Below are 18273 nucleotides of genomic sequence, written 5' to 3' on the forward strand. Positions count from 1 at the left end.
GGAGCCGCCGGATGAACAACGTTATTGCACAACAAATTGCGCAGCAGGGCGGGGTGGAGTCTTATCTGCACGCGCAGCAGCACAAAAGCCTGTTACGTTTCCTGACCTGCGGTAGTGTGGACGATGGCAAAAGCACACTGATTGGCCGTTTGCTGCACGATACCCGCCAGATCTATGAAGATCAGCTCTCTACGCTGCACACGGACAGCAAACGTATCGGCACGCAGGGCGAAAAGCTCGATCTGGCGTTGCTGGTTGACGGTTTGCAGGCAGAACGCGAGCAGGGCATCACCATCGACGTGGCTTACCGCTATTTTTCTACGGAAAAACGCAAGTTTATCATCGCCGATACGCCGGGGCATGAGCAGTATACCCGCAATATGGCAACCGGGGCGTCTACCTGCGATCTGGCGATCCTGCTGCTCGATGCACGCAAAGGGATGCTGGATCAGACCCGTCGCCACAGTTTTATCGCCACTCTGTTGGGGATTCGCCATCTGGTGGTGGCGGTAAACAAGATGGATCTGGTGGATTACAGCGAAGCGGTGTTTGAACAATATAAGCAGGATTACCTGACCTTTGCCGAGCAACTGCCCAGCGATCTGAACATCAAGTTTGTACCGCTGTCGGCGCTGGACGGCGACAACGTGGCAACCCAGAGCGAGCAGATGCCGTGGTACAGCGGCCCAACGCTGCTGGAAGTGCTGGAAACCGTGGATGTGATCAGCCAAAGGGAAAGCCAGCCGCTGCGCTTCCCGGTGCAATACGTCAACCGACCGAATCTTGACTTCCGTGGTTATGCGGGCACCTTGTCTGCCGGTGTGGTGCGCGTCGGCCAGCGCGTCAAAGTGCTGCCGTCCGGTGTGGAGTCAAACGTCGCGCGGATCGTCACCTTTGATGGCGACTTGCAGGAAGCCGTACCAGGCGAGGCGATTACGCTGGTGCTGAAAGACGAAGTGGATATCAGCCGTGGTGATCTGCTGGTGGATGCCGGTGAAACGCTGCAGGCGACGCAGAGCGCGCTGGTGGATGTGGTGTGGATGGCCGAGCAATCGCTGTTGCCGGGCCAGAGCTATGACATCAAGGTGGCGGGCAAGAAGACCCGCGCTCGGGTAGAAAGCATCCGCCATCAGGTGGAGATTAACTCGCTGGCGCAGCATCGGGCAGACGTTTTACCGCTGAACGGCATCGGGCTGGTGGAACTGACCTTTGATGAACCGCTGGTGCTGGATAGCTATCAGCAGAACCACGATACCGGAGGCCTGATCTTTATCGATCGGCTGACTAACGTGACGGTTGGCGCCGGGTTGATCCGCGAAGCGCTGCACCACTGCCAGCAGGCGGTAACCGGGGATTACAGCGCCTTTGAACTGGAGCTGAATGCGCTGGTGCGTAAGCACTTCCCACATTGGGAGGCGCGTGATCTGCTTGGAGGAAAACCGCGTGGTTGAGATCCGGCCAACCGGGCCAGATGATGAAAACGTGGTGTGGCATCCGCATGCGGTAACGCGTGCGGAACGTGAAACGCGTAATGGCCATCAAGGCGCAGTGCTGTGGTTTACCGGCCTTTCCGGCTCGGGGAAATCCACGGTTGCCGGTGCGCTGGAGCTTGCGCTGCAGCAGTTGGGGATCAGCACCTATCTGCTGGATGGCGATAACGTGCGCCACGGCCTGTGTCGCGATCTGGGTTTTAGCGACGACGATCGGCGCGAGAACATCCGCCGCGTCGGTGAAGTTGCGAAACTGATGGTGGATGCCGGGCTGGTGGTCCTGACCGCCTTTATTTCGCCACACCGTGCTGAACGGCAGATGGTGAGGGAAATGCTCGATCCTGGCCGCTTTGTGGAAGTGTTTGTCGATACGCCATTGGCCGTCTGCGAAGCGCGCGATCCAAAAGGGCTGTACAAAAAGGCCCGTGCCGGCGAACTGCGTAACTTCACCGGCATCGACTCAGTCTATGAAGCCCCTCTGCAGCCAGAGGTTCACCTGCATGGCGAACAATTAGTAACAAATTTGACTGCACAATTGTTAGACGTATTGCGTGGTCAGGCTATTATCAAACCCTGAATCCGAAAAAAGCGTGTGGCAGTTTTGTCATGCGCTTTTTACTCTAAGCCCGTCGCAGAGCGTGCCAATCGAATATGGATAGCCAGGGGGCGCTATGCAAGATATCACGCCGGTATTGACTAACTCACAGCAAGAGCAAGAAGAGCCTTCCTACTCATTCCTGGGGGGCACCAGCGGTTTTGTCTTTTACTGGTTGGCATTTGCGGTGCCCTTTCTGGTCTATGGTTCCAACACGCTGTTCTTCCTGCTTTATACCTGGCCGTTCTTCCTGGCGCTGATGCCCGTGTCGGTATTGGTGGGGATCGCCGTCAGCATGTTGTTGCGCGGCAAGCTGTTGTTCACCTTACTGACGACCGGGGTGTTGGTGATCTGCCTGTTCTGGCTGTTATTCAGTTTTCTGAGCGGTTGGTAAGACTGAGCAGGGCGCAGATCTGCGCCCGAGAAATGTCCAAGCCGTGCCGAAGGTTACAAAACTTTACTGAGGAATGCCTGCGTACGCGGATTGGTCGGGTGGCTGAAAATCTGCTGCGGCGTGCCTTCTTCCTGAATAATGCCCTGATCGATAAACAACACCCGATCGGCCACCTCACGCGCAAAGCCCATTTCATGCGTTACCACCACCATGGTCATGCCTTCATGTGCCAGTGATTTCATCACCGCCAACACTTCGCCAACCAATTCTGGATCTAACGCCGACGTCGGTTCATCGAACAACATGATTTTAGGCTCCATGGCCAGCGCGCGGGCGATCGCCACTCGTTGCTGCTGGCCGCCGGACAGGCTGCTGGGGTAGGCGTCGATCTTATCGATCAGCCCAACCTTATTCAGCAACACTTCTGCCCGCGTGATAGCCTCGGCGCGCGTTAATCTTTTTACCTCCAGCGGTGCCATGATGATGTTTTCCAGCACCGTCATATGCGGGAACAGGTTAAAACGCTGGAATACCATGCCCACGCTTTCACGCATCTTGTTCAGATCGGTGTTCTGGTTGTGAATGGCAAAGCCGTTAACGTCGATCTCACCGCCAGAGAGGGTTTCCAGCGCATTGATGCAGCGCAGGAAGGTGCTTTTGCCAGAGCCGGAAGGGCCGATAATGCACACCACTTCATTAGGCGCGATCTCGCAGGAGATACCGCGCAGCACGTGGCTTTCGCCGAATTGTTTTTGCAGGTTATGTACGCGAATCACTTTTACCGAACCTTTTTTCCATGTGTTGCACCATCAGCGAAAGCAGGAAGGTGATGACCCAATAGACCAGTGAAATGGTCAGGTAGGGTTCCCAGTAGGTGGCATAGGCGCCGGAAACGGTGCGGGCAGCATAGGCCAGATCGGCCAGACCGATAGCGGAAGCCAGTGACGAATCTTTGACGATGGCGATCGCATTGTTACCCAACGGCGGCAACATACGGCGGAACGCCTGCGGCAGGATCACTTTGCGCATGGTTTTGCCGTAACTCATGCCCAGCGAGCGTGAGGCTTCCATCTGGCCGCGATCGATTGACTGGATACCGGCGCGGAAGATTTCTGAGACGTAAGCACCGGCGTTCAGGGTAATTGCCACCACGCACGACAGAAATGCGCCGTAATCGGAACGTAGCGCGCGTGCAAAATCGGTGCTCATCAGGCCGCTGGTGACCAGCAGCCCATCACGCGGGTTGATGAACAGCGGCACCAGCGCAAAATGCACCACCATGATTTGCACAAACAGCGGCGTGCCGCGAAACGCGCTGATGTAGATACGCACCGGCCATTGAACGCCATAGTGCAGAATGGGTTTCCAGATACCGTGCGGTGCCTGCGCCAGGCGGCCTAATCCCAGGATCAATCCCCAGGTGGTACCGAGTAGCACGCAGATAATGGTGCATTTGATGGTCATCCAGGCGCCTTCCATAAACAGCGGCGCGTATTCCTGAATGATCTCCCAACGGAAATTCAAGGGGTATTCCTTCTGATTGCTCAGGCGACGGTCCGTCGCCTGGTGGCGATAGGGCTAAGAACCGATTATTGCGCGGGCAGCGTTGGCACGTTGCTGTCGAACCAGGTCTGGTAGATTTTGGCGTAGGTTCCGTCGGCGATGATTTTTTTCAGCCCGGCGTTGATCTTGTTACGCAGTTCATCATTACCTTTCGCTACGGCGATGCCGAAATACTGGCGTTCAAACTTGGCGTCAGAAACCAGTTTGAACTCTTTCTCCGGGTGGGTTTTGATATAGAACTTGGCTACGCCAACGTCACCCACGGCGGCACCGATACCGTCTTCATACAGCTCTTGCAGCATCAGCGGGGTATTGTCGAAGCGTTTGATCGCCGTGCTGTTTTTACCCAAGGTGTCGGAAACCACGATATCCCCGGTGCTGGAGTTGACGACGCCAACCTTCAGCGCTTTCAGCGCCGCGATGGAATCTACATTGGAGTCCTTCGGGACGACGATCGCCTGCTCAGCCGGGAAGTACGGCGCTGAGAAGTCAACCATTTGCTTACGCTTATCGGTAATGGTGATGCCGGAAATGATAATGTCGCGATCGCCGGAGTTCAGGGTGGCAAAAATGCCTTCCCACGGTGTGTTAACCAGCTTCACCTGGAAACCTTCCGCTTTGGCCACGGCCTTGATCACATCAATATCAAAGCCTTCCAGCTCTTTATTGCTGTTTTCGAATTCGAATGGGCGGTAAGTGCCGCCGGAGCCGACGACATAGGTCGGCTCTGCCGCGAAGGAAGTTGTGGAAAAAGTGGCTGTCAGACAGGCACCGATCAGCATTAAGCGTTTTAACATGGTCTCTCCCTAGAAATTAAAGGTTATACATTGGATTTATTTATGCACTTTCTTTGCATAAAAATAAGCTTATATGAATAAAAACACAACCATTACCGCATGCTGAAAATGCTAACAGTGTAAAATATGAATAATTATTTTTATTATGGTGTAAATATCGGGAAAAACTTTGGCTAGGCAGTGCTTATTGCTGCATAGCTTAGCCACGAGATTGAGAAGCCAAATACCGCCAACAGCGATTTTTCTGCGGTAAAAGTGGCTTTTTTTGCCGCTTTCGGGTGAAAATGAAACCATAGGCTCAGGAAGTTCTTATCCTTACTCTGAATCTGCTGGTTAAATGCCGCTCCTGGTGTGGAGTCGAACAGAAAGTTGTGGGATGATTGGGCGGTTTTTCAGGGGGCGGAGATGGGAAAACTTACGCTGCTATTACTGGCATTGCTCGGCTGGCTGCAGTATTCGCTGTGGTTGGGTAAAAATGGTATTCACGATTATGTGCGGGTCAATGAAGACGTAGCGGCTCAACAGAGCAATAATGCCAAACTAAAGGCGCGTAACGATCAGTTGTTTGCCGAGATCGACGATTTGAACGGCGGTCAGGAAGCGATTGAGGAGCGCGCACGTAATGAACTGGGGATGATTAAACCCGGTGAGACTTTTTATCGTCTGGTGCCTGACCAATCCAAACGCAGTGTGGCCCCCTCCACGCCAAATAACCTACAAAAATAACGCATGAATCATTCCGCAAACTCCTTGCCGCCGGTGATTGCCGTCCTGCCTGCTGCCGGGATCGGCAGCCGCATGCAGGCCGATTGCCCGAAGCAGTATCTCACCATCGGCCAGCAAACCATTCTTGAGCACGCGATCCACGCTTTGCTGCGGCATCCGCGTATTCCACAGGTGATCGTGGCGATCGGCCCCGACGATCGTCAGTTCCACCGGTTGCCGATCGCTCAGGATCCCCGAGTGCGCGTTACCCTGGGGGGCCAGCAGCGTGCCGACTCGGTGATGGCCGGGCTGCAACTGGCGGGTGATGCCGAATGGGTGTTAGTGCATGATGCGGCGCGCCCTTGCCTGCATGCCGACGATCTGGAACGCCTGCTGGCGATTACTGCGCACAGTGTGGTGGGGGGCATTCTTGCCGCGCCGGTGCGTGATACCATGAAGCGCGCCGAAGTGGGGCAGAACGCTATTTCGCACACCGTTGAGCGCCAGGACTTGTGGCATGCGCTGACGCCGCAGCTCTTTCCGCTGGCGTTGCTTAAGTTCTGCCTGCAACGCGCGCTGGATGAAGGCGCAACGGTGACCGATGAGGCTTCGGCGCTGGAGCATTGCGGCTATCATCCGTTATTGATCGCCGGGCGTTCAGACAATATTAAAGTGACGCGGCCGGAAGATTTAGCGCTGGCGGCGTTTTATTTGACTCAGTTGAACCATTAAGGAGCGCATTATGCGTATCGGTCACGGTTTTGATGTTCATAAATTGGGTGGCGAAGGGCCGCTGGTGATCGGTGGTGTTCGCATTCCTTACGAAAAAGGTTTGTTGGCACATTCAGACGGTGATGTAGCGCTGCATGCTGTCACCGATGCTCTGCTAGGGGCAGCGGCGCTGGGGGATATCGGCAAGCTGTTCCCGGATACCGATCAGGCATTCAAAGGTGCCGACAGCCGTGAGCTGCTGCGTGAAGCCTGGAAACGCATTCGAGCCAAAGGCTATCGCCTGGGGAACCTGGATGTGACTATCATCGCTCAGGCACCGAAGATGGCCCCACATATCCCGCAGATGCGTATCTTCCTGGCGGAAGACCTGCAGTGCCATATGGACGACGTTAATGTAAAAGCCACGACCACCGAGCAACTGGGCTTTACCGGGCGCGGTGAGGGCATTGCCTGCGAAGCCGTCGCCTTGTTGATCAAGGAGTAGCCGGATGGATATGGCAAATCTGACCTGGCTGTACGGCCAGCCTCAGGCCCATGGGGTGCTGAAAGCCAACCCGGAAGATTTTGTCGTGGTGGAAGACCTGGGTTTTACGCCGGATGGTGAAGGTGAACACCTGTTGGTGAACATTCGCAAAAACGGCTGCAACACCCAATTTGTGGCCGACTATCTGGCGAAGTTTTCCGGTATCCACGCCCGTTCGGTCAGCTATGCCGGTTTGAAAGATCGCCACGCGGTGACCGAGCAATGGTTCTGCCTGCATCTGCCAGGCAAAGAATCCCCTGATTTCACTCAGTTTGCGCTCGAAGGCTGTGAAGTGTTGCAAGCCGTGCGCCATCTGCGCAAGCTGCGTATCGGTACTTTGAAAGGCAACGACTTTACCCTGGTGTTGCGCCAGATCAGCGATCGTCAAGACGTGGAGCAGCGTTTGCAGGCCATTGCCGCGGGTGGCGTGCCGAACTACTTTGGCAGCCAGCGCTTTGGGCGCGGCGGTAATAACCTGATCATGGCTCGTCGCTGGGCCAAGGACGAGATTTGGGTCAAAGAGCGCAGTAAGCGCAGTTTCTACCTCTCCGCCAGTCGTAGTGCCCTGTTCAACCTGGTTACCAGCCAGCGTTTGGCCAACCAGCAACAGCGTACCGTGCTGGAAGGTGATGCGTTGCAGCTTGCCGGGCGTGGCAGTTGGTTTGTGGCCAAACCCGAAGAGCTGATTGGCCTGCAGCAGCGCCTGGATGCCGGTGAATTGCTGATTACTGCCCCCCTGCCGGGCGATGGTGAACCTGGTACCGTTGGAGAAGCACTGAAATTTGAACAACAGTGCTTAGCGGAACAGCAGGAATTGCTTACGCTTTTAAAGCGCGAGCGTGTTGAACCCGCTCGGCGGGCCCTGCTGTTGCAGCCACAGAAACTGCTGTGGAACTGGTGGGATGATGTCACCGTTGAATTACGCTTTTGGTTGCCTGCCGGCAGTTTTGCTACCAGCGTCGTTCGCGAAATCATGCAGCAGGATAACAGTGATGCGGATATTACTGAGTAATGATGACGGTGTTTCAGCACCGGGTATTCAGGCGTTGGCCAAGCGGCTGCGTGAATTTGCCGAGGTGCAGGTGGTGGCACCCGATCGCAACCGCAGCGGTTCTTCCAATGCGCTGACGCTGGAATCGCCATTACGCACGCTGACCATGCCAAATGGCGATATTGCGGTGCAACATGGGACACCGACGGACTGCGTCTACCTGGGGGTTAATGCGTTGATGCGCCCAGCACCCGATGTGGTGGTGTCTGGCATCAACGCCGGGCCGAATCTGGGGGATGACGTTATTTATTCCGGCACGGTTGCTGCCGCTATGGAAGGCCGCCATCTGGGCCTGCCGGCGCTTGCGGTGTCGCTGAATGGCCACCAGCATTATGATACGGCGGCGGTGATCGCCTGTTCCCTATTGCGCGCTTTGCAGCGTGAACCGCTGCGTACCGGCAAAATCCTCAATATCAACGTGCCCGATTTACCGCTTTCGGAGATCAAAGGGATACGTGTGACCCGCTGTGGTAGCCGACATCCGGCAGATAAAGTCTTTTGCCAGCAGGATCCGCGTGGGCAGAATCTGTATTGGATTGGGCCGCCGGGGGATAAATTCGACGCCGGCCCAGACACTGATTTTGCTGCGGTGGAGCAAGGGTATGTTGCCGTCACGCCTTTGCAGGTGGATTTGACCGCCTATGGTGCAGTGAATGTGTTAACAACATGGTTAACCAAAGTTGAGGTTAGCGGGGAATGGTGAACAAACGCATACAGACATTGCTGACGCAGTTGCGCCAGCAAGGGATCAGGGACGAACGATTGCTCAAGGCAATCGAAGATGTGCCGCGTGAGCGTTTTGTTGATGAGGCGCTGGAACACAAGGCTTATGAAAATACCGCATTGCCTATTGGCTCGGGCCAGACGATTTCCCAGCCTTATATGGTAGCGCGTATGACGGAGCTGTTGAACCTGACACAAACCTCCAGAGTGCTGGAGATTGGTACGGGGTCCGGCTACCAGACTGCGATCCTGGCCCATCTGGTGCAGCATGTTTGTTCTGTTGAGCGCATCAAAGGGCTGCAGTGGCAGGCAAAACGCCGCCTGAAACAGCTCGATCTTCACAACGTTTCAACGCGCCATGGCGATGGTTGGCAGGGTTGGGCATCACGCGGGCCGTTTGATGCGATCATTGTGACCGCGGCGCCGCCGGAAATTCCGCAGGCGCTGATGCAGCAACTGGACGACGGCGGCATTCTGGTATTACCGGTGGGGGAGCAGGCGCAAACGCTGAAACGTATTCAGCGTTATGGCAATGAGTTTTCTATCGATGCCGTAGAGGCCGTGAGGTTTGTTCCACTGGTGAAAGGTGAACTGGCTTAGCGCGAAGAGTTTGTCGCCCAGTAAGAAATCTGTTGCACTTTCATAATGTCCGGTTAAGGTTTTAGCGTTTCGATAATATTAATTTTCAATACAATTGTTTTTCTGTGTTGTTGTCTTATGCGGTGGCAGTGCCAATGCGCTGAGCATTGGCGGTGCTGCTTTTTTGCCTCCCCGGCGAAAGATCGTCTGGTGTTCAGGGATCGGCCGAGGGAACCTTTCGTTGTGGACGCTGAGAAAACGCTCAAGCTCAGCTACGATGTAAAGGATATTTTTTTGGATATATCACTGATATTGCTGTCATGGGGGAAGCATGAGCACGGGAAGCCCAATGATTACTTTGCGCCGAGTTGCGGTGTGTACGATGTTAAGTTTGTGGTTGGCAGGTTGTTCGAATAATAATTCCACCTCGGCACCTATCAGCAGCGTAGGTGATGATGGCGCTGCTGTATCAGGTAATGCGGGTAGTACCTCGTCTTCTAAGGGGCGCATTGTTTACAACCGTAGTTACAATGCCATACCTAAAGGAAGCTATAGCGGTAGCTCTTATACCGTTAAGCGCGGCGACACGTTGTTCTATATTGCCTGGATCACTGGGAACGATTTCCGTGACCTGGCGCAGCGTAATAATATCCCTCAACCATACAATCTGGAAGTGGGCCAAACTATCCAACTTGGCAATGGTTCTGCCAATGGCAGCGGCGGAATGCTGGCGGCGACCGACGCGACGAAAGGCGGTATACCGAAGCCACCATCCAGCTCTCAGATACAAACTGCAACGGTTGATTCTCAATCAACTAACGCGTATTCTGGTAACTCGGGTAAACAGAATGTAGGTAAGATGTTACCTGCGTCAGGAGCGGTCGTGGCAGGTTCCGCCAGCGCTCCTGTTACCGCGCCAACTGCGACACCTTCGGTGAGCAGTACCGTCAATAATAGCGCTCCAGTGAGTAGCTGGAGATGGCCAACTGACGGTAAGGTTATTGATAGCTTCTCTTCATCGGAAGGTGGGAATAAAGGTATCGATATCGCTGGCACCCGTGGGCAGCCTATCTTTGCTACCGCCGATGGTCGGGTAGTTTATGCAGGCAACGCTTTACGGGGTTACGGTAATCTAATCATCATCAAACACAATGATGATTACCTGAGCGCCTACGCCCATAACGACACAATGCTGGTCCGGGAACAACAAGAGGTCAAGGCGGGGCAAAAAATAGCAACGATGGGAAGCACCGGAACCAGTTCAGTACGTTTGCATTTTGAAATTCGTTACAAGGGGAAATCCGTAAACCCGCTGCGTTATCTTCCGCAGCGATAGATTGGGCAGAATGCGTTGTATTCTGCTCGCGGTATCACGGGTAGGAGCCGCTTATGAGCCAAAATACGCTGAAAGTTAACGAGTTACATGATGATGCAGATTTCGATGAGAATGCCACGGAGGTTGAGTCATTCGACGAAAAAGCACTGGTAGAGGAAGAGGCCAGTGAGAATGATTTGGCAGAAGACGAGCTCTTGTCTCAAGGTGTTACCCAACGCGTATTGGATGCGACGCAGCTCTACCTGGGCGAAATCGGTTATTCCCCTCTGCTGACTGCAGAGGAAGAGGTTTATTTTGCGCGGCGTGCATTGCGCGGAGACGTATCGTCTCGCCGCCGCATGATAGAGAGCAACCTGCGGCTGGTGGTGAAAATTGCCCGCCGTTACAGCAATCGCGGCCTGGCGCTGCTCGATCTGATCGAAGAGGGTAACCTTGGTCTGATCCGTGCGGTCGAAAAATTTGATCCAGAACGCGGTTTCCGCTTCTCTACTTATGCGACCTGGTGGATCCGCCAGACGATCGAACGGGCGATTATGAATCAAACCCGTACTATCCGTTTGCCGATCCATATTGTTAAAGAACTGAATGTTTATTTGCGTACCGCGCGTGAGCTTTCTCACAAACTGGATCACGAACCAAGCGCTGAAGAGATTGCGGAGCAACTCGACAAACCGGTTGATGATGTCAGCCGGATGCTGCGCCTGAACGAACGTATCACTTCTGTTGATACGCCGTTGGGCGGTGATTCTGAGAAAGCGCTGTTGGATATTCTGGCTGATGAGAAAGACAACGGGCCGGAAGACACCACGCAAGACGATGATATGAAACAGAGCATCGTTAAATGGCTGTTCGAGTTGAACGCCAAGCAGCGTGAAGTGTTGGCTCGCCGTTTTGGTCTGCTGGGCTATGAAGCGGCAACGCTGGAAGACGTGGGCCGTGAGATTGGTTTGACACGTGAACGTGTTCGCCAAATTCAGGTTGAAGGCTTGCGCCGTCTGCGTGAAATTCTGCAAACGCAAGGCCTGAGCATTGAAGCTCTGTTCCGCGAATAAGCGTGTTTGATTTTTGAATGAAAACGGTGAGCACTGTGCTCACCGTTTTTTTATGCCTGTAATATCAGCGGGTTCAAACCAGGCTTTTTAGCCGGTAGATCCATTCCAACGCCTGGCGTGGTGACAGGGAGTCTGGATCCAGTGTCTCTAAGGCTTCTACGGCGGGCGAAACCTCTTCATTGAGCAACGTCATCTGGGTTGCATCCACCGTACCGGCAGCGGTTTGGCTCGAGAGGCTTTCCAACTCACGTAACTTTTGGCGAGCTTGTTTGATCACATCACGCGGTACCCCGGCCAGTGCGGCAACCGCCAGCCCGTAACTCTTACTGGCTGCGCCATCCTGCACGCTGTGCATGAAGGCGATAGTATCGCCGTGTTCCAGCGCATCCAGATGCACGTTGACCACGCCCGCCATTTTCTCTGGCAGGGTGGTGAGTTCGAAGTAATGTGTGGCGAACAATGTCATGGCCTTGATTCGGTTAGCCAGATTTTCGGCACAGGCCCAGGCAAGAGACAATCCATCATAAGTCGAGGTGCCTCGGCCAATCTCATCCATCAACACCAAGCTGTTTTCTGTAGCGTTATGCAGAATATTGGCGGTTTCGGTCATTTCCACCATAAAGGTAGAACGGCCGGAAGCCAGATCGTCTGCGGCACCCACGCGGGTAAAGATGCGATCCACCGGGCCAATGGTGGCTTTTGCGGCGGGAACGAAGCTACCAATATGCGCCATCAACACAATCAGCGCCGTTTGGCGCATATAGGTACTTTTACCCCCCATATTGGGGCCAGTAATGATCAGCATACGCCGCTGTGGCGACAGTGAAACCGGGTTGGCGATGAAAGGTTCACTCAGCACCTGCTCCACGACCGGGTGACGGCCTTCGGTGATGCGAATACCCGCTTGTTCACTTATGGTTGGGCAGGCGTAGTTCAGCGTTTCAGCCCGTTCAGCCAGGTTGGCCAACACATCCAGCTCCGCCAAGGCTCCGGCGCTTTGTTGTAGTTCTTCAAGATGTGGCAACAGCAGATCGAACAATTCGTCATACAGCCCTTTTTCGATCGCCAGCGCTTTCCCTTTCGAGGTTAGCACCTTATCTTCGTACTCTTTCAGTTCAGGAATGATATAGCGTTCGGCATTTTTCAGCGTTTGGCGGCGTACATAATGGATCGGCACCAGGTGGCTTTGCCCACGGCTGACCTGAATGTAGTAACCATGCACACCGTTGAAGCCCACTTTCAGCGTATCCAAACCGAGTTTTTCACGCTCACGGATCTCAAGGCGATCCAGATAGTCACTCGCGCCGTCGGCCATCGCTCGCCATTCATCCAGTTCTTCGTTATAACCGGGGGCGATGACGCCGCCGTCGCGTACCAGCACCGGCGGTGTTTCAACGACGGCGCGTTCCAGCAATGCCTGTAATTCATCAAATTGCCCGACCTGCGACAGCAGTTTCTGCACGTGCGGCGTTACGGTGTTTTCCAGCAATGCACGGATCTCCGGCAATTGTTGGAAAGCGTGGCGCATACGTGCCAGATCGCGAGGGCGAGCGGTACGCAGAGCCAAGCGTGCCAAAATACGCTCCAGATCGCCGACCTGGCGTAGTGGCTGCTGCAGATCGTTACTCAACTCCTGCAATGAAGCGATAGCCTGCTGGCGGTTATTCAGCACGTTGACGTCGCGGGTCGGCATGTGCAACCAACGTTTCAGCATCCGGCTGCCCATCGGTGTGACAGTACGATCAAGGATCGCTGCCAGCGTGTTTTCGCTGCCACCGGACAGGCTTTGCGTGATCTCCAGATTGCGACGGGTGGCCGCATCCATGATGATACCGTCCTGCTGGCGTTCCATGGTGATCCCGCGGATATGCGGCAGCGAGGTACGCTGGGTGTCTTTGACATATTGCAGCAGGCAACCTGCAGCCCGCAGGGCCAGATGTGCCTTTTCAACGCCAAAACCGGTGAGATCGCGGGTACCGAATTGCAAGTTCAGCTGCTGGCGGGCGGTTTCCAGCTCAAACTCCCACAGCGGGCGGCGGCGCAGGCCGTGGCGCTGTTCGATCAGCGCCATCTGCTCGAAACTTTCTGGATAGAGAAGCTCTGCCGGGTTGGTGCGCTGCAGTTCGGCTGCCATGGTTTCGAGATCTTCTGGCTCGGCAACGCGGAAGCGGCCAGAGCTGATATCCAGAGTAGCGTAACCAAAACCGCGAGCATCTTGCCAGATGGCAGCCAGCAGGTTGTCCTGCCTTTCCTGCAGCAAGGCTTCATCGGTGATGGTGCCCGGGGTGACAATGCGGACGACTTTACGTTCCACCGGGCCTTTACTGGTGGCTGGGTCGCCAATCTGTTCGCAAATCGCTGCTGATTCACCCAGTTGTATCAGTTTGGCGAGATAGTTTTCCACCGCGTGGTGAGGAACGCCCGCCATTGGAATAGGCTCACCTGCTGATGCGCCACGTTTGGTGAGTGAGATATCCAGCAACTGGGATGCGCGCTTAGCATCGTCATAAAACAGTTCATAGAAGTCACCCATCCGGTAGAACAGCAGGATCTCTGGATGCTGTGCCTTCAGGCGAAGATACTGCTGCATCATTGGGGTGTGTGAATCGAAACTTTCGGTGCTCGTCATAAGGTTACCGTTTCCAATCCATTGAATTTAAAATTGATTGTGATTTGATTGTCATCATTGGGTATCACGTTGTCTCATGAAAAAACACTGCATCTCACGTGTGGAGCTGAAAATAGGAGTCAGCATAATTAAATCAATCAGTTGGTCATAAAGCGGAGCATATATGACGGGCAAACCGGCTGGCAAACCTTTGTGATCCCAAAGGCATCAAGATGATGACGCCTGCGGATAAAAAAACCGAACTGCTATCGGTATGAGCCAAAGCCTGTATGGGGATTGATGCCTCTTTCCAGCGTTATACTAGCCCAGCGCTCAATAAACTGTCACAGGTAAAAACTGGAAACGTCTCGCAAACTTCGTTTGTAACGGTTGGAGTAAGGTTGCAAGAGCTCAAGCTGCGCAGAAATTAAGGGGCCATTACGCTGTAGGAAGGGGAGCAAAGACGGTTAGACACGAACCGGAAGCCACAGGCACCAGCCACCGTAACGTTGCGATACCGCGCGCATTGAATGGTGAACAGCGGTTACGATGGTATCGTGATTTGCTTAGTGGCTCACTATAAAATACTGCGGTGTTAAACTTTCCTGGTGTAGCAAAACCTTTACGCTATAAGCTCGTTCAAGCCTGCAACTGGCTTTTATCCATACGAAAGTCGTGTAAACCAAGGAGGAGGAGATGAACAGAGAGCAAGCCCAGAAGCTTTTACAAACCGCTCTGGCCGAGCCTACAGCTCAGTTCCGCGATGGCCAATGGGAGGCGATTGATACCTTGGTAAACCAACGACAAAAATTGTTGGTCGTGCAGCGAACCGGCTGGGGGAAAAGTTCCGTTTATTTTATCAGTACCAGAGTCTTTCGCGACCGTGGTATGGGGCCAACCATCATCGTTTCTCCCTTGCTGGCTTTGATGCGTAACCAGATTGAATCTGCCCGCCGCTTGGGCATTGTTGCAGAGACCATGAACTCTACCAACACAACGGATTGGGAAGCGGTCACTCGGCGAGTTCTGAATAGCCAAATTGATTGCTTGTTGATTTCACCTGAGCGCTTGGCTAATGACCATTTTATTGAAACAGTATTGCAGCCCATTGCCGATCGCATTGCCCTGATGGTTATCGACGAAGCACACTGTATCTCTGACTGGGGCCATGATTTCCGCCCTGACTATCGACGTATCGTGAACATTTTGCGTCAGTTGCCTGCCAATACTCCGGTGCTAGGTACTACGGCAACGGCTAATAACCGCGTGATCGCCGATATTCAGGCTCAGTTGGGTAATCTCCAAATCCAGAGAGGTTCGTTAACCAGAGAAAGCCTGGCGCTGCAAACGCTTATTCTACCCGATCAGGCTTCCCGTTTGGCGTGGCTGGCTCAGGTGATCCCAAACTTGCCAGGTACCGGTATTGTCTACACACTCACGGTGCGTGATGCAGAGCAGGTAGCTGATTGGCTGAACGCCAAGGGAATTGATGCCAAAGCCTATCATGGCAGTATTCAGGCCGCAGGGTTTGAAAGCAGCAATGTCTATCGCCAGCATCTGGAAACCTTGTTGCTAACCAATCAGCTCAAGGTCCTGGTGGCAACCAGCGCTTTGGGGATGGGGTACGACAAGCCCGATCTCAGCTTTGTGATTCACTACCAGGCACCGGGCTCGATAGTTGCTTATTACCAACAGGTTGGGCGTGCCGGGCGTGGTATAGCCCATGCAGTTGGCGTGCTGATGTCTGGGAGGGAGGATCAAAATATCCACGAATTCTTCAGGGGCTCGGCATTCCCTTCTGAAACGCAGGTGTATGAGATTTTACAGGTATTAACGAGGAGTGATGGCCTGTCAATGAGAGCCATTGAAGAGCAAACTAACCTGCGTTATGGGCAAATAGAAAAAGTGTTGAAGCTACTCAGTGTGGAAAGCCCGGGCCCCGTGATTAAAGTTGATAATCAGTGGCGCAGAACGCCTGTACATTATGAGATTGATCATGCCCGTATTGCGCACCTTACCCATCAGCGTGAGCAAGAATGGGCTGAAGTAGAAGCCTATCTTACGGATACAAGCTGCAAAATGACTTTCTTACGCCGTGCGTTGGATGATAACGATCCAGCCCCTTGTGGTAAGTGTGCCTCTTGTGTTGGCCAGCCTGTAGTGAACCAGCGAGTCGATCCAGAACTTGCCCATCAGGCAGCCGCCTTTCTCAAGCGTGCGGAAATGGTTATACAGCCGAAAGCGCAAGTGGCGGCCAATGCCTTCGTGGAGTACGGTTTCAGGGCTAACCTGCCCCAGAATCTGCGGGCTCAGGAGGGCCGAGTATTATCACGCTGGGGAGATGCGGGGTGGGGACGTATTGTTGTTGAACATAAGTATGCCGGCCGTTTCGGTGATGAACTGGTCGAATCGTTGGTAGAGATGATCCAGCAGCGCTGGTTACCAAACCCCGCCCCGCAATGGGTATGTTGTGTACCTTCGCGCAATCACCCTGAATTAGTGACAGACTTTGCTTACCGGTTGGCCGTTCGGCTAGGATTGCCTTTCATTGATGCCGTGGGCAAAGTAAAGAACAATCAGCCGCAAAAATCCCAGCAAAACCGCTTTCATCAATGTCGTAATCTGGATGGCGCATTTTCTATCCACCAACCGATACCCAATACACCTATGTTACTTGTTGATGATATTGTAGATTCCGGATGGACATTGGCAGTCATCGCGGCTCTGTTGCAACAAGCCGGTAGCGGCCTGGTTTACCCTGTTGCACTCGCTTCCTCTTCGGTAAAAGACTCATGAATTTATCGCTAACCGCGCAAGCCACACTGCTGTTAACCAGCTTGTTTACGAAAGCAAACAGTGAAGATGTTAAACCTTTAACCAATGCGGAATGGGGGCGTTTTGCTTTATGGCTGAAGGAAAAGTCCAGGATGCCCGCGGATTTATTGGTATCTGAACCACATTCTCTTTTGAGTGGCTGGCATGACCCACGTATCAGCATTGAACGCATTGTACAGTTATTGAATCGTGGTCATAGCTTGGCCTTGGCTGTTGAAAAGTGGCAACGTGCAGGGCTTTGGGTAGTGACCCGTTCTGACCCCGAATATCCCAGGAGACTCAAACAGCGTCTGAAAACAGATTCACCTCCTGTGCTGTTTGGTTGTGGCAACCAGGCGTTACTGAATGCTGGGGGGGTGGCCGTGGTTGGCTCGCGTAACGCCAATATCAGCGATTTGTCTTATGCCGAACAGGTGGGCTTTAAAGCAGCAACGGAGGGCGCTGCTATCGTCTCTGGCGGAGCCCGCGGCGTGGATGAGGCTGCTATGTTGGGAGCTATGCACAATGGTGGAACGGTCGTTGGCGTGATGGCTGATAGTCTGCTGAAAACGGCGACCAGTGCCAAATGGCGTCATGGGTTGATGGAAGGGAATGTGGTTCTGGTTTCACCTTTTTATCCAGAAGCCGGATTCAGCGCTGGTAACGCTATGGCAAGAAACAAATATATCTATTGCCTGGCCGACTGTTCTCTGGTGATCCACGCGGGGCAAAAAGGCGGCACTCTCAACGGTGCGCAAGAAAACCTCAAGAAAGGCTGGGTGCCGCTATGGGTCAAGCCTACGGAAGATAAAAGTGCAGCAAACAGTGAGTTGGTCGGCAAGGGGGGCCGTTGGTGTGATGCGAACATAGAGGTTTTTAAAGTCTCTGATTTGTTGCTGACAGATAACGTTGGATCATACCGAGATAAAGCAGAACAGGCTGATTTGTTCTCTTCGGAGGCTCAACCCGCTTTGTTCGATTTTGCGCTGAGGGAGCCGGAAGCAATATGGGAGCCTGGCGCATCACAAACGTTGGCCGAAAGTAAGCCGGCTAATAAGGTTGGAGCATCCGTCGAACCTGTCGATTTCTACCCAATATTTGTCAGTGAACTTCGCCGATTGGCGGCAATGCCCGTCACTCTGGATGAATTATTGCGGAGTACATCCCTTCATAAGTCTCAGCTTAGCAGTTGGTTAAACCGTGCCATTGAAGACAATGTGATAGAGAGGTTGAACCATCCTGTGCGTTATCAGGTAATAAACAGCAAACGATAATAAACAATCATGGCTGGTGGTGTTTACGCACCAGCCA

17 protein-coding genes are annotated in these 18273 nt (G+C 53.7%); 13 read left to right on the plus strand and 4 right to left on the minus strand.

All coding sequences use genetic code 11. From position 1 onward, the window contains the following. Positions 1-11 precede the first annotated feature (11 nt). From cysN to WG891_RS00630, 3 genes are all read left to right on the plus strand, one after another. Complete coding sequence (gene cysN / locus WG891_RS00620; protein ID WP_337261196.1) at positions 12-1451, plus strand: sulfate adenylyltransferase subunit CysN; 1440 nt, start codon at positions 12-14, stop codon at positions 1449-1451. Further along, positions 1381-2067, plus strand: a complete 687-nt coding sequence (gene cysC, locus WG891_RS00625) for an adenylyl-sulfate kinase (RefSeq protein WP_337261197.1) — start codon at positions 1381-1383, stop codon at positions 2065-2067. Before cysN ends, cysC begins: the two co-directional genes overlap by 71 nt. Before the next feature lie 94 nt (positions 2068-2161). After that, positions 2162-2479: a DUF3561 family protein gene (locus WG891_RS00630; protein ID WP_337261198.1), complete on the plus strand. Its 318-nt coding sequence runs from the start codon at positions 2162-2164 to the stop codon at positions 2477-2479. A gap of 53 nt (positions 2480-2532) precedes the next feature. On the opposite strand, the gene WG891_RS00635 is transcribed toward WG891_RS00630, so the two are convergent. From WG891_RS00635 to WG891_RS00645, 3 genes are all read right to left on the minus strand, one after another. Beyond that, complete coding sequence (locus WG891_RS00635) at positions 2533-3255, minus strand: amino acid ABC transporter ATP-binding protein (protein ID WP_337261199.1); 723 nt, start codon at positions 3253-3255, stop codon at positions 2533-2535. Beyond that, positions 3239-3958 (minus strand): amino acid ABC transporter permease, encoded by a 720-nt coding sequence (locus WG891_RS00640; RefSeq protein WP_076942676.1) that lies wholly within the window; start codon positions 3956-3958, stop codon positions 3239-3241. The genes WG891_RS00635 and WG891_RS00640 overlap by 17 nt, the downstream gene beginning before the upstream one ends. Positions 3959-4068: 110 nt before the next feature. Continuing rightward, positions 4069-4839: a basic amino acid ABC transporter substrate-binding protein gene (locus tag WG891_RS00645; RefSeq protein WP_337261200.1), complete on the minus strand. Its 771-nt coding sequence runs from the start codon at positions 4837-4839 to the stop codon at positions 4069-4071. A 405-nt stretch (positions 4840-5244) separates the two neighbouring features. On the opposite strand from WG891_RS00645, the gene ftsB reads away from it, so the two are divergent. The 8 genes from ftsB to rpoS all read left to right on the plus strand — a co-directional run bounded on the left by ftsB (position 5245) and on the right by rpoS (position 11540). Next, on the plus strand, positions 5245-5565 hold the full coding sequence (gene ftsB, locus WG891_RS00650; protein ID WP_337261201.1) for a cell division protein FtsB: 321 nt from the start codon (positions 5245-5247) through the stop codon (positions 5563-5565). Positions 5566-5568: 3 nt separating this feature from the next. Then, positions 5569-6276, plus strand: coding sequence for a 2-C-methyl-D-erythritol 4-phosphate cytidylyltransferase (gene ispD / locus WG891_RS00655; RefSeq protein ID WP_337261202.1), 708 nt, complete (start codon positions 5569-5571; stop codon positions 6274-6276). Between the two features lie 10 nt (positions 6277-6286). Continuing rightward, complete coding sequence (gene ispF, locus WG891_RS00660; protein WP_337261203.1) at positions 6287-6760, plus strand: 2-C-methyl-D-erythritol 2,4-cyclodiphosphate synthase; 474 nt, start codon at positions 6287-6289, stop codon at positions 6758-6760. Between the two features lie 4 nt (positions 6761-6764). Further along, positions 6765-7811: a tRNA pseudouridine(13) synthase TruD gene (gene truD, locus WG891_RS00665; protein ID WP_337261204.1), complete on the plus strand. Its 1047-nt coding sequence runs from the start codon at positions 6765-6767 to the stop codon at positions 7809-7811. Continuing rightward, complete coding sequence (gene surE / locus WG891_RS00670) at positions 7792-8553, plus strand: 5'/3'-nucleotidase SurE (RefSeq protein WP_337261205.1); 762 nt, start codon at positions 7792-7794, stop codon at positions 8551-8553. The genes truD and surE overlap by 20 nt, the downstream gene beginning before the upstream one ends. Next, positions 8547-9173 carry a protein-L-isoaspartate(D-aspartate) O-methyltransferase gene (locus tag WG891_RS00675; RefSeq protein ID WP_076942444.1) on the plus strand — a complete coding sequence of 209 codons (627 nt, stop codon included), beginning with the start codon at positions 8547-8549 and terminating at the stop codon, positions 9171-9173. The genes surE and WG891_RS00675 overlap by 7 nt, the downstream gene beginning before the upstream one ends. Positions 9174-9501: 328 nt before the next feature. Continuing rightward, a complete protein-coding gene (nlpD, locus tag WG891_RS00680) occupies positions 9502-10488 on the plus strand; it encodes a murein hydrolase activator NlpD (protein ID WP_083704434.1) in 987 nt (328 codons plus the stop codon). Between the two features lie 53 nt (positions 10489-10541). Beyond that, positions 10542-11540, plus strand: coding sequence for an RNA polymerase sigma factor RpoS (rpoS, locus tag WG891_RS00685; protein ID WP_076942442.1), 999 nt, complete (start codon positions 10542-10544; stop codon positions 11538-11540). Positions 11541-11613: 73 nt separating this feature from the next. Here the strand turns inward: rpoS and mutS are convergent, their stop codons facing one another. Next, on the minus strand, positions 11614-14169 hold the full coding sequence (mutS, locus tag WG891_RS00690; protein ID WP_337261206.1) for a DNA mismatch repair protein MutS: 2556 nt from the start codon (positions 14167-14169) through the stop codon (positions 11614-11616). A gap of 675 nt (positions 14170-14844) precedes the next feature. Here mutS and WG891_RS00695 point away from each other — a divergent pair. Both WG891_RS00695 and WG891_RS00700 read left to right on the plus strand, forming a co-directional pair. Next, positions 14845-16944 (plus strand): RecQ family ATP-dependent DNA helicase, encoded by a 2100-nt coding sequence (locus WG891_RS00695; RefSeq protein ID WP_337261207.1) that lies wholly within the window; start codon positions 14845-14847, stop codon positions 16942-16944. Further along, positions 16941-18236 carry a DNA-processing protein DprA gene (locus WG891_RS00700; RefSeq protein WP_337261208.1) on the plus strand — a complete coding sequence of 432 codons (1296 nt, stop codon included), beginning with the start codon at positions 16941-16943 and terminating at the stop codon, positions 18234-18236. Before WG891_RS00695 ends, WG891_RS00700 begins: the two co-directional genes overlap by 4 nt. The last annotated feature ends 37 nt before the right edge of the window (positions 18237-18273 follow it).

Origin of the sequence: Serratia sp. MMO-28 (assembly GCF_037199905.1) — a bacterium.
GTDB classification, from domain to species: Bacteria; Pseudomonadota; Gammaproteobacteria; order Enterobacterales; family Enterobacteriaceae; genus Chania; species Chania oryzae.